This is a genomic window from Magnetococcales bacterium (assembly GCA_015231925.1).
Classification (GTDB): Bacteria; Pseudomonadota; Magnetococcia; order Magnetococcales; family JADGAQ01; genus JADGAQ01.
On record JADGAQ010000078.1, the window covers coordinates 1 to 17,861 of the forward strand.

The 17,861-nt window shown below is 62.6% G+C and carries 14 protein-coding genes; all 14 read left to right on the plus strand.

The window, feature by feature from the left end; genetic code table 11:
- Positions 1–308: 308 nt before the first annotated feature.
- Positions 309–1,220 carry an O-antigen ligase family protein gene (locus HQL56_10105; GenBank protein ID MBF0309870.1) on the plus strand — a complete coding sequence of 304 codons (912 nt, stop codon included), beginning with the start codon at positions 309–311 and terminating at the stop codon, positions 1,218–1,220.
- Between the two features lie 66 nt (positions 1,221–1,286).
- The gene (locus HQL56_10110; GenBank protein MBF0309871.1) at positions 1,287–2,636 is read left to right on the plus strand and encodes an MBOAT family protein; all 1,350 of its coding nucleotides are present in this window, start codon (positions 1,287–1,289) and stop codon (positions 2,634–2,636) included.
- A 17-nt stretch (positions 2,637–2,653) separates the two neighbouring features.
- The gene (locus tag HQL56_10115; GenBank protein MBF0309872.1) at positions 2,654–3,595 is read left to right on the plus strand and encodes a hypothetical protein; all 942 of its coding nucleotides are present in this window, start codon (positions 2,654–2,656) and stop codon (positions 3,593–3,595) included.
- 77 nt (positions 3,596–3,672) lie between these two features.
- Positions 3,673–4,428 (plus strand): class I SAM-dependent methyltransferase, encoded by a 756-nt coding sequence (locus HQL56_10120; GenBank protein ID MBF0309873.1) that lies wholly within the window; start codon positions 3,673–3,675, stop codon positions 4,426–4,428.
- Entirely contained in the window at positions 4,425–6,428 is a 2,004-nt protein-coding gene (locus tag HQL56_10125) for a glycosyltransferase (protein ID MBF0309874.1), read from the plus strand. The genes HQL56_10120 and HQL56_10125 overlap by 4 nt, the downstream gene beginning before the upstream one ends.
- Positions 6,428–7,627, plus strand: coding sequence for a glycosyltransferase (locus HQL56_10130; protein MBF0309875.1), 1,200 nt, complete (start codon positions 6,428–6,430; stop codon positions 7,625–7,627). The genes HQL56_10125 and HQL56_10130 overlap by 1 nt, the downstream gene beginning before the upstream one ends.
- A 16-nt stretch (positions 7,628–7,643) precedes the next feature.
- Entirely contained in the window at positions 7,644–8,510 is an 867-nt protein-coding gene (locus tag HQL56_10135; GenBank protein MBF0309876.1) for a glycosyltransferase family 2 protein, read from the plus strand.
- Entirely contained in the window at positions 8,507–9,121 is a 615-nt protein-coding gene (locus tag HQL56_10140; GenBank protein ID MBF0309877.1) for a methyltransferase domain-containing protein, read from the plus strand. Before HQL56_10135 ends, HQL56_10140 begins: the two co-directional genes overlap by 4 nt.
- 15 nt (positions 9,122–9,136) lie before the next feature.
- On the plus strand, positions 9,137–10,105 hold the full coding sequence (locus HQL56_10145; protein ID MBF0309878.1) for an NAD-dependent epimerase/dehydratase family protein: 969 nt from the start codon (positions 9,137–9,139) through the stop codon (positions 10,103–10,105).
- A 3-nt stretch (positions 10,106–10,108) separates the two neighbouring features.
- Positions 10,109–11,362: a glycosyltransferase family 4 protein gene (locus HQL56_10150; protein ID MBF0309879.1), complete on the plus strand. Its 1,254-nt coding sequence runs from the start codon at positions 10,109–10,111 to the stop codon at positions 11,360–11,362.
- Between the two features lie 32 nt (positions 11,363–11,394).
- On the plus strand, positions 11,395–12,177 hold the full coding sequence (locus HQL56_10155) for a YdcF family protein (GenBank protein MBF0309880.1): 783 nt from the start codon (positions 11,395–11,397) through the stop codon (positions 12,175–12,177).
- Between the two features lie 211 nt (positions 12,178–12,388).
- The gene (locus HQL56_10160) at positions 12,389–13,432 is read left to right on the plus strand and encodes an undecaprenyl/decaprenyl-phosphate alpha-N-acetylglucosaminyl 1-phosphate transferase (protein MBF0309881.1); all 1,044 of its coding nucleotides are present in this window, start codon (positions 12,389–12,391) and stop codon (positions 13,430–13,432) included.
- Positions 13,429–15,357 (plus strand): SPOR domain-containing protein, encoded by a 1,929-nt coding sequence (locus tag HQL56_10165; GenBank protein MBF0309882.1) that lies wholly within the window; start codon positions 13,429–13,431, stop codon positions 15,355–15,357. The genes HQL56_10160 and HQL56_10165 overlap by 4 nt, the downstream gene beginning before the upstream one ends.
- Before the next feature lie 40 nt (positions 15,358–15,397).
- Positions 15,398–17,861 (plus strand): SPOR domain-containing protein (locus HQL56_10170; GenBank protein MBF0309883.1); only part of this gene is annotated, 2,464 nt, incomplete at its 3' end.

Sequence of the window (17,861 nt, forward strand, 5' to 3'; positions counted from 1 at the left end):
GCGGGGTTTTTTCCAATATTCGCTGGGGCTTGCTGGGTGCGTCGTTTCTTTTTGGGGGGCTGGCCTGGATCAGCGCCAAAAACAGACAATTGTTGAGTCCCAACGGAACGTCGTTATTGCTGATCTATCTGTTGTTAACCTCCATGTCCCTGCTCTTCGGGGAGAACCCCCTGTTCAGTTCGTTTCGTTGGGGTTCTCATGCCGTTATGTTGATAACTCTTATAGTGTTTTTTCGGGAAATTGCCAGCGAGGAGGTGGCTCTTCAGGTTTTGAATGTCATAAAGGTATTTATCTCCATCATTCTTCTTATGTCTATTGCCACTCAAAGCTCCTCGCATCAATACTACGTCCTCTCCTATTTTCGCGGCATTCTGGGCAGTCCGAACTCGTTGGGTCACGATGCCTTCATCGGCTGCCTGCTCTATCTGCATGGTTCTCTGACCGAACCCCGGCCAATCCTGCAAAAACTCAACTCGGCCATGGCTGCCGTGGCCATCGTGGTGGTCTTCATGACCAGTGCCCGCAGCTCCTTCATGGCGTTGCTGGTTGGCATGCTGCTGCTGTTTTTCTTCTATCGCAGCAAGTTTCGCAATAAAATCGCCATTCCGATACTGCTGGGTCTGCTGGTGCTGGCGATCTCTCCGGAGGAGTCGCTCGCCTATATTCGTAATTTTATCGTCAAACATACCCCTGCCGATGAGGGGCTGTCCAACATCCTCGTATCCCGGAAACCGCTCTGGGAGGCTTATATGGACGGTTTTCTCGAAAGACCCTGGTTTGGTTGGGGCTTTGGAGCGATGAAGGGAATGGAGGGTAGTTGGAACTTCGAATTGACCTCCTTGGGGGTGATGAAACGGGATGGGGTCAACGATGTTCTCTTCCTTCTCGAAGGGTGCGGCATCGTTGGCCTGATCTCCTATCTGTCTCTGTTGTATCTGGTCTTGAGCTATCGCCCGACGGCCAAGGTTACCCGTTTTCTGGTGTTGTTCAGGAAGCCTCCGGTCGAGATCGGGCGACAAAAATACCATCACGGTCACGCCATCGCCTATTGCGTATCCGTGGCCATGTTGTGCCTGTTTCAATTGGATGATACCGCCTTTTCGGGGGGAAGTTTCATCCCGGTTCTGTGCTGGCTGCATGTGGCGGTTGCCGGTGTCTTGAAGAATGGCGAGTCGCTCCATCAGCGCCGTCTGGCGAGAAGCGCCGTGGCCTCCGGCTGACAAAACGGTTTCGATTCACCCCTCTGAGGGGTTGTTTGCGCTCGTCGTTTCCGCAAGGATCGGTCAATGGTCTTCAACTCCTTTGAATTCATCGTATTTTATGTCGGGTTCTACCTGGTCTTTTTCGGGCTGAATAACCGTCTCCATCAACTTTATCTTGTCATCGTCGCCAGTTTGTTCTTTTACGGTTATTGGAACCCGGTCTATGTGCTGTTGCTTCTGACAGTCTGCCTGGTGGCCTTTTGGGCCCAGGAGGCCCGGCCTGGTAAGTTGGTTCGCTACATCGGCGCCAGTCTGGCGATGCTGTTTTTTTTCAAATACACCGATTTTTTCATCCTGCAGGTAAACCGGCTGGGCCTGAATTGGCCGCTATTGCATCTGGTGCTGCCTGTGGGTATCTCCTTCTATGTCTTCCACGCCATCAGTTTGATGGTGGATCAACAAAGACAACGGGTTCCCCGGGTAAGCCTGGCCAAGATCGTCGCCTATATCGCCTTCTTTCCCCTGCTCATTGCCGGACCCATCGTGCGAGCCCGGACCTACATTCCCCAGCTTGAGAAAATTCATATTTTTCGCCGGGAGATGTTTCGCACCGGCATGGTGCTGTTTTTTATCGGGCTGTTCAAAAAAGTCGTTGTCGCCGACAATGTGGGGCTCTTCGTCGACGCGGTCTATGCCGCCGGGGACTCCTCTTCCACTGCGGGCAACCACTGGCTGGCGTTCTATTTCTATGCGGTGCAGATCTATTACGATTTCTCCGGCTATTCCGATATGGCCATCGGGCTTTCCCGTACCCTGGGCTATCGCTTTCCGGCCAACTTCAGACGCCCCTATTTTTCGGCCACGCTCACGGAATTCTGGCAACGCTGGCACATCTCCCTCTCCTCCTGGCTGCGGGATTATCTCTACATCGCCCTGGGGGGAAACCGTAAAGGCCATGTCCGAACCCTGGTGAATCTGGCCACGGTGATGCTGTTGGGTGGCTTGTGGCACGGCGCTTCCTGGACCTTCGTCGTCTGGGGCGCCTTGCATGGAGTGGTCTTGGGCTGGGAACGGATTTGGGCGCGTTTGGCCCTGCCGTTCCGCTGGCCCCGGCTGCTCACGACCCTGTTGACCTTCCACTTCGTCTGTTTCGCCTGGGTGCTGTTCCGCTCCCCCGATTTCGAGGCGACCATGCGCTTTCTGCAAGGCCTCTCCGACTGGGAAAGCCTGGGGGTGATCACCTCCAAATTTTTGGCGGTTCGCTGCCTCTTTCTGGTGGTGCTGGCGGGGATGATCGAGTATTTCAGCACCCCGAGGGTCTTCTGGCGGGTGTGCCATCGGGCCTGGCTGGGGCCCGTCGCCCTGGTCTACCTGTTTTTGATGCAGCTTTTTGGCAACTTCACCGCGACGCCGTTCATCTACTTTCAGTTCTGACCGGGAAAGAGGCCGCGATGCCGTTCAGGTTCAGCCATGTCACCCCGCTGTTGCGGCTTGTTCTCTTTGTGATCCTGCTGGGCGGTGTGGCCGGACATCTCGGCTATTGGGCGCTGCGCTCCCTGGTGGTCCACAGCCCGTTTCGCGTGCTCGTGGCCTACCACGCCCAGGAGTGGATTCCTCCAGGCTCCCGGATCACCCTCTTTCTGGGGGATTCCCGCATCATGGGGGGCATCAGTTCGCCGACCATCAATGGGCTCGCAGGCCGCTTCGCCGCCTTCAATCTGGCCTTCAACGGGTTGGATTTCTATTCCGCCACCTACCTGGCGGAGCAGTTCCGCCGCAGTTGCGGCTGTCGGGTCGAGCGACTGGTAATCAATATCGAATCCCTGCCCTATGGTGAGGGCGCAGCGCTGAAGGGGCTGGGAATCCCGGATCTGACGCAGTTTCTGGCGGCCTTCGACCCGGAATTGCAGGGTCAATTGGCCCGATCCCGACCGGTATTTGCACGGATTTTGCGTGTCTTCCCCCTGTTATTCTTCAATAACGAATATTTCTGGCGTAGTCTCTACTACTGGTTGAGCCATAGGGATGATCAGTCCTATGCCAACAACTATCGCCTGCACCTTTCGGAGGGAATGCTGCGCCGTTCCGCGTCGACTCTCAGGGAGGTGGTCCTCAATCGTGTCGTTCTGGAACACTATCTGGACTCCCTCAAGAAGGAGGGAATCGAACTGATCATCCTGCGGCCACCTTATCACCCGGCTTTCGAGCGGTTCACGGGAGGCATCGAGGCCTATTACCGGCAGCCGTTGGCTGCCATCGATGCGTTGCGGATAACGACATTGGATCATGCAAGCCACTTCGAGTCCCGGGAGGAGCTCTTCTCCGATGCCTTTCACCTCAATGCCGACGGACAAAAAGAGTACAGTCGCTTTATCCATGATCTTCTGTTTTGAAAGCGTTGGCAGAGCGGGAGAGACTCCGGGTGTTTCCCGCAGGGTTCCTCTCTTCCGCACATCCTGAAGGAGAGCGCGTGATCGATTTTCTGCCCTTCGGCGCCGAATACGGGTTGCATCCGAAATGGTCACCCCACTATCGCTGGTATATCCGCCTCTTCGGCATCGTGGATCTGCCGACGCGCATCCGTTTTCGCCGTTTGGCCCGATACTTCACCTCCGGTGAATACACCATTCTGGATGTGGGATGTGGTACGGGGGTCTACTCCTTCTACTTTTCCCGCGACAAACGATGTCAGGTGCTGGGGGTCGATATCGATCCGGGCTGGATTCAGGGAGCCCAGGACATTGCCCGGACCCTGCAACGCCCCAACCTGGCCTTTAGCGCGGGGGAAGGTCTCTCCACCCTGGCAGACCAACCCGACAACCATTTCGATCGGGTTCTGGCGGTGGAGGTACTCTCCTGTGTCGATCCCCTCGACGAGATGGTGCAACAGTTGTATCGGGTATTGAAACCGGGTGGGCAGTTGCTGGGCTCGATTCCCGTTCTTTCGACGTTGCGGACCTCGGAGGTCAATCTGTTTGATCCTGAGGCCTTCGTCGCCCGGCTGAACGAAGCCGGCTTCCAAGAGTGCCTCGGCCAATCCTGCCTGGGGGGGCCGCAACGCCTGCTCTCCCTCTTGTTCGGTAAACTACAACCCCACCCGTGGCTGGTGGCAATACTGTTTCCCCTTCTCCTGGTCTTGGGGAGCCTTCTTCCGGGCACATGGGGTGGAAAAGCCCCCCATTTCGTCTTTCGGGCCATCAAACCGACGGATGGCGGGGTCGCGTGAAGCTCTCGCCCCAGCCGCTCCGCATCGGGCTGCTGATGGACCATCCGAGCCCGCACATGACCCCCTTTCTCGATGCCCTGGCCCGACTTCCCGAAGCGGCCCCGGTGGTACTCTATCTGGGAGAGAAGGGGCCGGGTCGGCAGTGGGGCAATGCGCCGGGCGAGCTGCCCTGCCTCTTCGCCAAGGCGGTTTCCCTGGGCGCGGGTCCGCCCGTCCATCCCGGTCTGACGGCCCTTTTGCGGACCGTTCGGGCCGATATCTGGGTGATCAATACCTGTTACACCACCCCCGCCACCTGGCGGGTGGCGCGCTGGTTGAGTCGTGAAGGGCGGCCCTGGGTCTACATGAACGAGCCGACCCGGCCTCGGGAAGGCTGGAAGGATGCGGCCAAGGCCGCCGTGCTGCGCCGCCTGTTGCGGGGGGCTTCGGGACTGGTGGGCATGGGTCGGCAGACGGCGGAACGCTATCGCCCGCTGCTGCCTCCGGGATGCCCGGTTGGCTCCACACCCTATTATTGCGACTTGTCGCCCTTTCTGGCCCTGCCGGAGTGGCAAGCGCCCGATTCCGGCGAGGTTGTCCGCTTCGTCGCCATGGCGCAGTTGACCCATCGCAAGGGCTACGACCTTTTGTTGCAGGCCTTGCAACCTCTGTCGGGGCGGGCGTGGCGATTGGACATCGCCGGTGACGGGCCGTTGCGGGCCTCCCTGGAAGCTGCCTTCGGCGCGGCCTGGCCCGATGGCCGGGTGCGGTTTCTGGGCAACGTGCCGTTCGCCTCGCGGCAGGAGGTGTTTCGGGCGGGCCACTGTTTCCTCTTTCCCTCCCGGTGGGACGGCTGGGGCATGGCCCTGCCGGAAGCCATGGCGGCGGGCCTGCCGGTCATCGCTTCCGACGGGGTGATGTCGGCCTGGGAGTTTATCGCCGAGGGCCAAAACGGTTTCAAGGTGGTCGCGGGGGATGTCAAGGCGTTGGCGGAGCGGCTGGCGTGGTGTGTGGAAAACAACGGGCAACTGGCGCAAATGGGCCGTGCCGCGCGGGAGGCGGTGCGCCACCACCAGCCCGATGTCGGGGCGCGCAACTGGGTGGCTTTTCTCGACCGGGTGTGGCGCGGGCAACCCCGACGGGCGGTGGAGCTTGCCGAAACGCCGACCTGGAAAGGGCTGCTCCGCGAGGAAACGCCGGGAAAGCGGCTGCGCTTCGCGGTGCGCCAGTCGCTGCGTTCGGCCTGGCTCCACCGGGGGGCTCTGGGCCGGGAGCCCGCACCCCGAGGCCATCGCATTCTGGTCTATCATGCCGTTCTGCGTGAGGATCGCGAGCGATTTGCCCAACATTTGCAATACCTATCGGGGCACTACCGACTGACCACGGTGAGTGACCTGCTGGCCCGCCTCGACAGCGCGGAGCCGGGGCCGCCGCTGCTGGCCATCAGTTTCGATGACGGCTTGCGGGTGCTTTGGGAAAATGCCCTCGACCCGTTGACCCGATTGGCCATTCCGGGAACCTTTTACATTCCCACCGGCTTTGCCAGCCTTGCCGGAGAGGCCGCTGCCGCAGCGGAATTCGCCCGGCGGGCCTTCTATTATCACCAGGATCTGCTGCCCATGGGTGCGGAGGAGGTGCGGCAACTGGCGGCGGGGGGCCACGAAATCGGCAGTCACGGTCACTCCCACACCGCCTTCGACGCCCTGTCGGCCCCGGCGCTGGTGCGGGAACTGGCTCACTCCCGCGAGGTGTTGCGCGCGTGGAGCGGCCAGGAGGTGCGGGGCCTGGCCTACCCCTATGGTCGCGTGGCCCGGTTTGCCGAGGGGCTGAGGCCGGCGGTGGTCGAGGCGGGCTACCGCCACGGGGTCACGCTGCGGCGCGGGGTGGTGAGTCGGGGAGGCGAGGCCCTGCTGTTGCCTCGGGAGCATGTGGAAGGATACTGGCCTCTGGCGCATCTGCGCTATTTCCTGGCGCGGGCCGGGGCGGAAGAGGGCGGGGCAACGCCCTTGGGGAGTGGCTGATGCGGGTTTGCCATGTGGTGCCTTCCCTCGATCCGGGAACCGGGGGGCCTGCGGTAACGGTGCCGGCGTTGTGCCGGGCGCTGGCGGCCCGTGGCGTGGAGGTGACCCTGTATGCCACCGGTTGGCCCCGGGAGGGCGTACCGGAAGAGATCGCGCGGCGCTTTGCCGGGGAGTCCTTCGCCCTGCGGCTGTTTGCCGCGAGGCGGGGGCCGTTGCGGGGGCGGTTGCCCTGGTCCGAGGTCTTGCGGCGCGACTTGCTGGCCCATTTGAGGGAGCAACCAACGGTCGTGCATGTTCACAGCCTGTGGAATCCCCTGGCCTCCATGGTGATGCGGGATCTGCGGCTCGACCGTCGGCCCTATCTGTTGAGCAGTCGCGGCATGCTGGATCCGGTGGTGCTGGCCCGCAACGCTCCGGCCAAACGCTTGTGGGCCTGGGCCTGGGAGCGGGCCAACGTGGAGCAGGCGGCGAGCCTGCACTGCACCACGCAGGCGGAGGCCGAAAAGGCCCGGCGTTGCGGCTGGCGTCTGCCGGAGATCGTGGTGGTGCCCAACAGCGTCGAATGGGCCCACTGGCAGAACCTGCCCTCCCCGCAGACGATGCGGACCCGTTATCCGCAACTGCGGGGCCGGGAGGTCATCCTCTTCGTGGGAAGACTGAACTGGGTGAAGAATCTGCCCGTTCTGGTGCGTGCGCTGGCGGTGTTGCGGCGTTCGAGGCCGGATACCCTGCTGCTGCTGGCGGGGCCGGACGAGGAGGGGGTGGGTGAGGAGTTGGAACGGCTGGCGACGGAACTGGGCATGGCCGGAGCCCTGGTGCGCACCGGGATGCTGGATCGGGAGGGATTGCGCGCCGCAATGGCGTGTGCCGATGCCGGGGCCCTGATCTCCCTCAAGGAGAACTTCGGCATGGGGGCTGCGGAGAGTCTGGCGGCGGGGATACCGGTCGTTTTGAGCCACGGGGTGGATCTGGGCGTGACGCTGAATTCTGCGGCGGTGAGGCGGGTGGAGGCCCGGCCCGAGGCGGTGGCGGGAGCGTTGCAGAGCCTTCTGCAGGCGGGGGGCGCTCGGGGGTCACTGGGGGAGGAGGCGCGTCGTCTGGCCTGGCGGCAGTGGGGGGAGACCGCGCTGGATCCCTTGCTGGCCGCTTACGCCAAGGCGGGTGCGACATCGGGGGGAGGGGTCGCCGGGGGTGGATAAGGTGTCTTCAGGGGGGATGGATAAATTGCCGATTACGGCCATCGTGCCGTGCCGCAACGAGGCCGCCAACATCGTCGCCTGTCTGGCTTCCCTGTCGCCTGCGGCGCGGGTGGTGGTGGTTGACTCCGCCAGCAGTGACGCCACCCCGGTTCTGGCCCGAGAGGCGGGGGCCGAGGTGATCGATTTTTCTTACGAAGGTGGCTATCCCAAGAAGCGGCAGTGGGTGCTGGACCACCTGCCCCTGGCCACCCCCTGGGTGTTGCTGGTGGATGCGGACGAACGCATTCCCCAGGCGCTGTGGGACGAAATCCGCGAGAACCTGGCCAATCCCTCGGTTCCCCAGGCCTTTCTGATCGTGAAGGGCTTTCATTTCCTGGGGCGGCGTTTCCGCTTCGGGGGGTTTTCCCACGCGGCGGTTTTGCTGTTCCGTCGGGGCAGCGCCCGCTTCGAACACATTCTGGACGAACCGGCTTCGGCTCCCGATATGGAGATTCACGAACGGCTGGTGGTGCAGGGCGACATCGGAGTCCTGAAGGCCCCGTTGATCCACCAGGATTTCAAGGGATTGCAGGCCTATCTGGAGCGTCACAACCACTATTCCACCTGGGAAGCCGCCGTGCGGCACCGCTTTCTGACCACCGGGCGCTGGGGCGAAGAGACCATCTCGCCGCGCCTGTTCGGCAACACCCAGGAGCGGCGTCGTTTTCTCAAAGCCATCGCGGTGCGCATTCCGCTGGAACCCCTCTGGTGGTTCCTTTACCATTACGTGGCGCGTCTGGGTTTTCTGGAAGGCCGGGCTGGTTTGATCGCCAGTCTGATCCGCGCGGGCTATATCTTTCAGGTTCGCGCCAAACTGTACGAATTGGGACGCCCCCGCTCATGATTCACCAGAGCCTGAAGGATCTCTACTACCTCTTTTTCCTTCCGGTTTCCCGGGGGTTGCTGCCCTTCTACCGCTGGCACTACCGGCGTTTCCGCGCCCACCTCGACCGGCTGCATCTGGGCTGCGGGGAGCATTATCTGGACGGGTTCGTCAATCTGGACGGCAATTTTCGCCGAGGGGTGGACTATCTCTGCGATGTCCGGGCGGGTTTGCCCTTTCCTTCGGGTCGTCTGCGCTTCATCTACTCCTGCCACATGCTGGAACATCTGCATGTCGACGAGGCCTGCCGGGTGCTGGCGGAGTGTCGCCGGGTGCTGCACCCGGAGGGGCGCATGCGCCTGACCCTGCCCGATTTCCGCCATGCCCTCGCCATTCTGCAAGGGGGGGCGACCTCCAGCTTCCCTCGGGGGTTTGTCTGCGCCGAAGGCATGGCCATCAATTTTCTCTTCTGCGACGGGCAGCACAAGTATGCCTACGGGGCCGAATCCCTGCGGGAGCTGGCCTTGCAGGTGGGTTTTTCCCGGGTCGAGGTGGCGGAATTGCACCGTTCACCGGAGGTGGGTGACTTCACCGAGCCGGTGGGTAGCTTCAGTGTTCATTTGTATCCTTGAGGAGGAGTCGAGTCGATGAAAACCGCTTTGGTCTGTGGCGCCGGGGGCTTTATCGGGCATCACCTGGTGCGTCGTTTGAAACGGGAGGGTTTTTGGGTCCGGGGGGTGGATCTGAAGCTTCCCGAATTCAGCCCGAGCGACGCCGACGACTTCGTGGTGGGTGATCTGCGGGATCCCGTCCTGTGCCGCAACGTGACCGACCGGCCTTTCGACGAGGTCTATCAACTGGCCGCCGACATGGGCGGGGCGGGATACGTCTTCGTCGGGGAACACGACGCCGCCATCATGCACAACTCGGCCACCATCAACCTCAACATGGCCGAAGCCGCCCGTCTGAGCGGGGTGCAACGGCTCTTCTACTCCTCCTCCGCCTGCATCTATCCGCTGCGCAACCAGATGGATCCCAACAATCCCCTCTGCGCGGAAGATTCGGCCTATCCCGCCGATCCGGACAGCGAATACGGCTGGGAGAAGCTCTTCAGCGAACGGCTCTTCCTCTCCTATCACCGCAATTACGGTTTGCCGGTGCGCATTGCCCGTTACCACAACATCTTCGGCGAGGAGGGGGCCTGGACCGGGGGGCGGGAGAAGTCCCCCGCCGCCATCTGCCGCAAAGTCGCCGCCGCGAGCGACGGCGGGGAGATCGAGATCTGGGGCAGCGGCGAGCAGACCCGCTCCTTCCTCTATATCCAGGAGTGTCTTGAAGCCACCATTCGCCTGACCCGCTCCGATTTCACCGGTCCGGTGAACATCGGCTCCGAGGAGATGGTCTCCATCAACCAGATGGCCCGCATGGTGATGGGTATCGCCGGCAAGCAGCTCTCCCTGCGCCACATCGAGGGTCCGTTGGGCGTCAAGGGGCGCAACTCCGACAACCGGCTCATCGCCGCCCGTCTGGGCTGGGCTCCCAGTCGTCCGCTGGTGGAGGGCATGTCCATCACCTATCACTGGATTGCCGGCCAGTTGGCGGGAAAAGGGCTCTGAAGCGTGCCTCCTTTCCGGGATGCCGACGGCGCGGCCCCGATCGGGGAGCGGGTCTATCTGTATTACCACTTCTTCTATCCGGATGAAGTGGTCAGCGCCCGCCACTTCGGGGATCTGGCAGAGGGCCTGGCGCAACGGGGCTGGCAGGTCACGGTTTTCACCAGCAACCGCTACTGCCGACGCCGTGGCGCAATCGAAAAACGCCGGGAGAGGTGGCGCGGGGTGGAGATCGTCCGGCTCTGGCGTCCCGGATTGGATCAGAGTCGCCACCTCTCCCGGTTGATCAACGCCGTGTGGATCATGGCCGCCTGGCTGTGGGCCACCTGGCGGGCCGGAGCGCCGCGAGCCTTTCTGGTGGGAACGGATCCGCAGTTTTCCCAACTGTTGTTTCCCGGCTTGAAAGGTTTGTTTCCCCGCAGTCACCTGTTGCACTGGTGTTTCGATCTCTATCCGGAGGCGTTGCTGGCCGATGCTCCGGATGGCGCCCTGGCCCGACTGGCCAAGGTTGTTCAGGGTGTGATGGGCTGGTTTTACCGCCGGGTGGATCACCTGGTGGATCTCGGGCCCTGCATGCGCCGCCGACTGGCCCGTTATGGCCATGGAGCCGCCGTGGAGACCATCACCCCCTGGGCTCTGGTGGAGCCGGAGGAGCTGCCCCGCCCCGATGCGGAGGTTCGCCGCGCCCTCTTCGGCGAGGCCCGGCTGGTGCTGCTCTACTCGGGAAACCTGGGGCGGGCCCACGAGTTCAATCTCTTTCTGGACCTGGCCGCCTTGCTGGAGGAGGGGGTGGTCATGGCTTTCGGTTGCAGCGGCAGCCGGGTCGAGGAGTTGCGTGCGGCTATGGCTTCCCGGAAGTTGGCCAACGTGCGCTTGCTGCCCTTCGCCGCCGAGGCGGAACTGGAGGGGCGGCTGGCGGCGGCGGATATCCATCTGCTGAGTTTGCGCCCGGATTGGGACGGGGTGGTGGTGCCCTCCAAATTTTTCGGCTCCCTGGCGGTGGGTCGACCGGTGGTTTATCACGGCTCCAGGGAATCCGCAGTGGGCATCTGGGTCGAACAACACGCTTTGGGTTTTGTCCTGAACCCGGATAATGTGGTGGAAACGGCCAATCGGTTGAATGCGCTGGCACATTGTCCCGAAGAACTCTATGGTATGAGTCGTCGGGCCTTTTCGACCTATCGGCAGGCCTTTTCCAAAGCCGCCATGCTGGAGAGGTGGCATACCATCGTGGCGGACGGGGCGAGGCCCTCCGGCTAGATTCCGGTGATCCGCCATCGGGGAGAAAAAAGATGTCGATGCTCTTTTTATCCAAGCTCCTGCCGCTTCTGTTCGCCCCCCTCGGGATTGCTCTGCTGCTGGGGTTGTGGGCCCTGCTGGCCCTGATCCATGCCCAATACCGCCGTAGCGCCTTGGGGTTTGGTCTGGTTTGGCTCGCTTTGTGGCTGATGGCCACCCCCGCCGTCAACCAATGGCTGCGGCAGCCACTGGAATGGCGGCATCTGCCGGTCGCGGTGGAGGAGAGTCCTTCCGCCCAGGCCATCGTGGTGCTGGGAGGAGCGGTCTCCGGCCAGGAGTTCCCCCGCAAGAGTCTCGATCTCTCCGCCCAGGCGGACCGGCTGTTTCACGCCGCCCGGCTCTTCAAAGCCGGTAAGGCTCCGGTTGTCGTGGCCACCGGGGGCTTTTTGCCCTGGGACAACTTCCGTCGCCCGGAAGCGGAAGCCATGGCCCTGGTGTTGCGGGAGCTGGGGGTGCCCGGCGAGGCCATTCTTCTGGAAAACCGCAGCGCCAATACCTGGGAGAACGCCCGGCGCACCAAGGCCCTGCTCGATCCCCTGGGTTTGAATCGCATCCTCCTGGTGACCTCCGCCCTGCACATGGAGCGTGCTTCGCGCACCTTCCGCCATCTGGGTTTCGAGGTCATCGTCTCCACCACGGATGTGGAAACGGTTTCGCGAAAAACCGCCTGGCCCTTCCGCTTCCTGCCCGATGCCACGGTTCTGGCCTCCTCCACCTCAGCTCTCAAGGAGATGGCCGGTCTGCTCTACTATCGGGCCAGAGGGTGGTTGTCCTGACCTTCCGCCACGACCGTTCCCCGGCAATCGCTTGAATTGCTACGGGGGTCCGGGGGGATAATCCACCCCGGACCCCCGGAATTTTCAACTGCCGATGCGCCCTCCCCACTTCTCAGCGGCACAAAAAGTGCTTGGACCTTTCTGAAGCTCCTTTGGGGCTTGATGACCCTTTTTCGGGAATTCTTTCGCCACATCGAGCGCGGAACGACGCATGATCCCAGTCAGCAGCCTGCTACTTGCCGTGGGGGGTTCGGCCCTGTTCCTTTGGCTGTTGCTGCCCATGGCCTCGCGCATGGGTCTGGTCGACCGTCCGGATGCCCGCAAAATCCATGACCGGGAGGTTCCCCTGGTGGGCGGACTCGCCCTGTTCCTGGGCTTCACCCTGGCCATGACCGGCTTCGAGGCGGCGCCGGATCCCTTCCGGGCCATGCTGCTGGCCATGGCCTTGCTGGTGAGTATCGGGGTGATCGACGACCGGCGCGGTGTCTCCCCACGGATCCGCTTCGGCGTGCAGATTGTGGCCGCCCTGCTCATGACCTCCTGGGGACAGGTCTCGGTCGGCCATCTGGGAAACCTGATGGGCTGGGGCGCGATCGAACTCGGGGGTTGGGCCGCGCCTTTTACGGTGATCTGTGTGGTGGGCGTCATCAACGCCTTCAATATGTCCGACGGACTCGACGGACTGGCCGGGGGACAGGCCCTGCTCTCCTTCGGCATGCTCTGTTTTCTGGCCGTATTGGCCGGCCACGCTGCCGAAGGGTGGATTCTGGCCTTTCTGATGCTGACGCTGCTGCCCTTTCTCTGGCTCAACGCCCGCGGCCCGTGGCGGGATCGGGCGCTGGTCTTCATGGGGGATGCCGGCTCGACCTGTCTGGGCTTTGCTTTGGCCTGGTTCACCGTGCAGCTCTCCCAGGGGGAAGCGCGGGCTTTTCAGCCGGTGACGGCGCTTTGGTTGGTGGCGGTGCCCCTGATCGATATGTTCGGAGTCTTCTTCCGCCGTCTGGCTCGGGGTGAGAAGCCCTTCGAACCCGACAACCGGCACCTGCACCACCTGCTGCTGAAACGGTGTGGCAGCGTATCCCGGACCTGCCTGATCCTGTGGGCGGCCTCCCTGGCCTGTGGATTCTTCGGTATGGCCGGCATGTGGAGCGGTATTCCGGAGTACATGATGTTCTATGGCATCCTGGCTCTTTTTGTCGCGTATCTGGTTTGGAGCAGCAACGAATGGAATCGCATGGCAAAGGTGGAACGATGAACCGGACCGGGTTGGCTTGGGCCACGCCGCTGGGATTGGGCAGGTTGCTCCTGAGGCACGTTCCTGCCGCCGGACACCCGGCCTTCTGGTCTTCCGGCCTGCTGATCTGCTTTCTGACCATACTGAGTGTTTCGGGCCCCGGATGGGGACGCAGTGGGGACAAGGATCCCGCCTTTTTGATCAACGCCTTTTTTTCCAATCAATACAATCGGGGCCACGGCACCTTGTGGAATACGGCCACCGTGGTCAAAGCCCTGCCGATGAGAACCGACGGGGCGCTGGGATTCTTCGTGCTGGATGTTCTGCTCGTCGCGCCGGGACGGCATCAGGTAGCGGTGGAAATCACCGATACCACCCATCACCGCCTGGCGGAAATGGTTTTCGACGAGGTGGATACCGGCCAGGAGGAGTCCGTTTTTACGGCGGCGGTCGGTTTGGAGGGTAATTCACTCGGCACCGGTCGCCTTTTCTTCAAGGTCTTCGACCGCCGCAAGGGGGAACAGCCTCGTTTGCTGGGCACCAGCAGCATCCTGCTGATGGATCCTGTTGCCGGGGAACAGGCCGGGATGAGTGCCCGATTCGATTTTCCCCAGGCGCCCTTCGCCCAAACCCAACCCCGAACCGGTAACCTCTCCGGCGAAAAAACCCCGGTGACGCCGGAACGTGTCAAGGAAGCGGAGCGTCAGGCCGGGCAATTGACGGAAAAGGTGGGGGAAGAGCATTCGGTCGATCTGGTGGACGTGGGGCTCCCCACGGAGTTGGAGCAGGCCCAGAAAGTGGTGGCCCGACTGAAGGAGGGGGGGGTGGAAGCCTTCGTTCAGGCCATGGCCCGAGCCGGAGAGACCCGATTCCAGGTTGTTGCCGGACCCTTTTTCCTGGATGAGATGGTCTCCGCCCGGAAACGTATCCGTGAATTGGCGGGTATGGACGTGCCCTTGTCGGAACATGCCGTCGGAACGGAAATCGCCAAGGTGGTCGAGGTATCCGTTCCGGCCATGGCGGAGGAGAAGCCCAGGGAGGTCCGTCCCGCGGAGAAACCTCCCGCCGCACCGCCGGAGAAGAAGTCACCCGTAACGGAAAAATCCCCAACCCCGGCGGTGCCGGTCTCCGAGTCTCCCAAACCGGCGGTCGGGAAGAGACCGGCAGTCAAACCCGTGGCCGAAGTTGCGGCGGAAGCCCCGGAACCGCCGGTTCCCGCCGCGCCGGTTTCGAACAAGCCGGCACGGGTGCCCCCCGCCCTGGTGGCAGCTTGGCCACGGGAGGAGGGAGCCGCCAAGGCCTACCTGCAACTGGGTTCCTTCGGTCAGATGGAGTCGATCGCCTCGGTAAGCGGGCAGATTCCCCAGTGGCAGGATAGGTTGCAGGTGGAAGTGGTGGAAGAGCGGGAAAAGCGCTTCTTCCGGCTTCTGGCCGGCCCCTTTGCCACCCCCGAGGAGGCTGGCACGGCGCAACAGGAGTTGGCGGCACGCCTTCGCATCAACCCCTTCGTGGTCAACCGTGTCCCCGGCGCCCTGAAACCGTTGTCCTCCATGCCCCGGGAGCAGAGCCTGCGGGCTGGACCGGCTTCCTCCGCCACCGAAGCTCCCGCCAGGGTGACTCCGGTGGTGAAAGAGCCCGTTCCGGCTCCGGCCAAAGAGGTGGCCGGGCAATCCTACGTTATTCACGGCGGGGTCTTTCATGTGCCGGGATCGGCGGGCGGCATGCTGAACCGCGTTTCGCAACTGGGGTTCACGGGATATTTGCGTCCGCTGAGTCGGGAAGAGACCGCCGCCACGGTAGTCTGTGTCGGGCCGTTCCCGGAGTTGGCGGCGGCGAAGGAGGCCCAGGCCACTCTGGCCGAGAAATTGGGTCTGAGCAGCGCCCGGGTGGAGACGGTTCCCGCTCCGTCGGGGGCGCACCAGGTTTGCGCACCGCCGAAATGGTAAACGAGGTTCCGGATCAGGACTCGAAAAGGGTTGATATTCCATGAGAAATAAATGGGTTTCCACATGGGGCCTTGGGGTCGGCTGTCTGGCCACACTCTTTCCGAGTATGGCCACGACGCTGGAGCGCAATCCGCCCGCCTATATCACCAATGCCTACTTTTCGGACCGACTGGTTCAGGACGACGACTCCATCAAGCCCAGCGCGGTCATCAACGTGCTGAAAGCCTATCAGACCGGTACCATGGGCTATTTCATCATGGATGTGGTGCTGGGGGAGCCGGGGGTGCATCGCTTCTTCATCGAAGTGAGCAACCAGGAAGGGGAAATCCTGACTAAACTGAATTTCGATCCGGTGACCGGCGGACAAAAAGAGGAAAACCTCTATACCGTGGTCGGCGCCGTAGCCGGTTCCCTGCCTCCGGGCATGCTCAATTTCAAGGTCTTCGACCGGGTGGAGCAGCAACCCGCCCGGGCCTTGAACACCTTCAACATCCTGATCAAGGAGTGGCATGGGGAGAAGGAGACGCAACTGGCCAGTCTCCTGGACGGCCTGTCCATGGTTTCCGACGAAGCCAAACTACCCTTGGGGAATTATCAATTCGCTGCGGATTTCGCCACCAGTGCAACCAGCCTCGGTGGTGAGCCCCAGCCCGCGTTGAGCCTTCCCCCCGTCGATGCCGGCGCTCCGGATCGCAGCAAACCACCGCAGCCCCTGTCCAAAGAGGGATCGCGAACGGGCAAGTGGACCTTGTTCATGGGCTCGTTTTCGGATGCGGGAAATGCCGCCAAACTGGCGGAGCGGATCGAGCATCTCGGTTTTCCCGTGCAACGACGGGAGATCGACGTCAAAGGGCAACATTTCCACCGGGTGACTGTCGGGCCTTTCGCCACTCCGGAGGAGGCCTTGACTGCCAAAGGGCGGGTCTCTTCCGCAACCGGCAGCGAGGGGACGGTCAAATCGGAGGGCCCGGTTGCCGCGACGGCGGCTTTGCCAAAGGTTGAGTCCGTCGCGCCTCCCCGCAAGGAGGTGACGAAAGTTGATGCCGCCCCGCCGGAGGCGCTTCCCAAGGTCGAGGCTGTCGCCCCCACCCGCAAAGAGGTGGCGAAAGTTGATGCCGCCCCGCCACCCTCCCGGCTGGCTCCCTTGACCCCGGTAGCCAAAAGCGAGAGCAAATCCGAAAAGAAACCGCAGGTGGTGCAATTGGGCAGCTTTGCGGAGAAATCCCAGGCCGATGCAGCGCGAAAACGGTTGACCGCCTTGGGTTTGCCTACCTTCGTCAGAGAGAGTGGTTCGGAGGCGGGTGGGGGTTTTCGCGTCTATGCCGGTCCCTTCCCCGATGGCGACGAGGCGTTGCAGATGAAGGGACTGATCGAGGCGGAGGCGGGAATGGCGGGAGAGGTCATGGCCATGCCCGCGCCCGTTGCGGATAGTGGTCCGGCTGTCGCACCGAAGCCGTTGCCGACCCCTCCGGCGGCAAAACCGGCAGAGGTGGCGACGACGAACCGGGCGGAAGAGCCCAAAGCCGCATCCGTTGGTCCCATTCCCCCCCGGCGGAATCCACCCCCGGCTCCGGTGGTTGCAGCACCGCCAGCCTCCTATGTGGTGCAGATCTTCTCGTCAGCCGCGATGCAGGAGGCTCAGGAGATGGCCAACCGCTTGCAGAAAGGCGGCTGGCCGATCTTCGTCAAAGGGGTGGATGTGGCTTCCACCCGGCGTTGGCAGGTGTTTGTCGGTCCATTCGACACCCAGCGGGATGCCGAGGAGGCCAATCGGGAGTTGGCCGACTCCATGGCTCTTGCCGGCACGGTGGAGGTTGCTCCCGAGGAGAAGAGCAGCGGCAAGACCCCGCGTCGCAACGAAGCCCCCGGCAGCCCGCCTCCTTCCGGAACGGCCCCGGATAGCAGGAGTCGTCCCGGAAGCCAGAGAGAACCGGTGCGGGGATTGGGCATCGAAGTGGCCAGTTATCTGGACGTGGTCGAAGCCAAGGCCATGCAGGAGCGTTTGCAGGGGCTGAAGATCCCCGCTTCGGTAAGGTTGCAGGTGGTCGAGTCGGTACCGTTGCATCAGGTGGTGGTTGGGCCTTTGGCGGATGCCACCGTGGTGCGGAACCATGCCGAGATGATTCACCGCGTTCTGGGGATCAACGCGGAGGTTGTCAGTCTGGAAGCCACCTCCGGAAAAGGGGGCCTCACGGGACGGGAAAAGGTGGAAACGCTGCAGTTGCATTTGGAGGGGCAAAAGAGCCTGCCCAAAACCTACACCGTTTTTGCTGGATTTTACGGGGAGGCCCAGAACGCCGAACGGTTGCGGCAACGCATTGCCCGACAGGGTCTGCCGGCTCTTGGAGAGGTGGTGACGGTTCGGGGCAAGACCATGAACAGTGTCTGCGCGGGACCCTTCCCGGCGGAAGGAAAGGCTCGCGATGCCGCTGAAATGATTCGTCGTCAATTGGGGGTGGCACAGGCCGTGGTGCGGGATTCCGATTTTTCGGGGGCGGCATCCG

Excerpts from the sequence above, each read along its gene's own strand:
- HQL56_10130 (MBF0309875.1), top strand. The coding sequence starts at position 6,428 with ATGCGGGTTTGCCATGTGGTGCCTTCCCTCGATCCGGGAACCGGGGGG.
- HQL56_10135 (MBF0309876.1), top strand. The coding sequence starts at position 7,644 with ATGGATAAATTGCCGATTACGGCCATCGTGCCGTGCCGCAACGAGGCC.
- HQL56_10110 (MBF0309871.1), top strand. The coding sequence starts at position 1,287 with ATGGTCTTCAACTCCTTTGAATTCATCGTATTTTATGTCGGGTTCTAC.
- HQL56_10140 (MBF0309877.1), top strand. The coding sequence starts at position 8,507 with ATGATTCACCAGAGCCTGAAGGATCTCTACTACCTCTTTTTCCTTCCG.
- HQL56_10105 (MBF0309870.1), top strand. The coding sequence starts at position 309 with ATGTCTATTGCCACTCAAAGCTCCTCGCATCAATACTACGTCCTCTCC.
- HQL56_10145 (MBF0309878.1), top strand. The coding sequence starts at position 9,137 with ATGAAAACCGCTTTGGTCTGTGGCGCCGGGGGCTTTATCGGGCATCAC.
- HQL56_10115 (MBF0309872.1), top strand. The coding sequence starts at position 2,654 with ATGCCGTTCAGGTTCAGCCATGTCACCCCGCTGTTGCGGCTTGTTCTC.
- HQL56_10155 (MBF0309880.1), top strand. The coding sequence starts at position 11,395 with ATGTCGATGCTCTTTTTATCCAAGCTCCTGCCGCTTCTGTTCGCCCCC.
- HQL56_10160 (MBF0309881.1), top strand. The coding sequence starts at position 12,389 with ATGATCCCAGTCAGCAGCCTGCTACTTGCCGTGGGGGGTTCGGCCCTG.
- HQL56_10165 (MBF0309882.1), top strand. The coding sequence starts at position 13,429 with ATGAACCGGACCGGGTTGGCTTGGGCCACGCCGCTGGGATTGGGCAGG.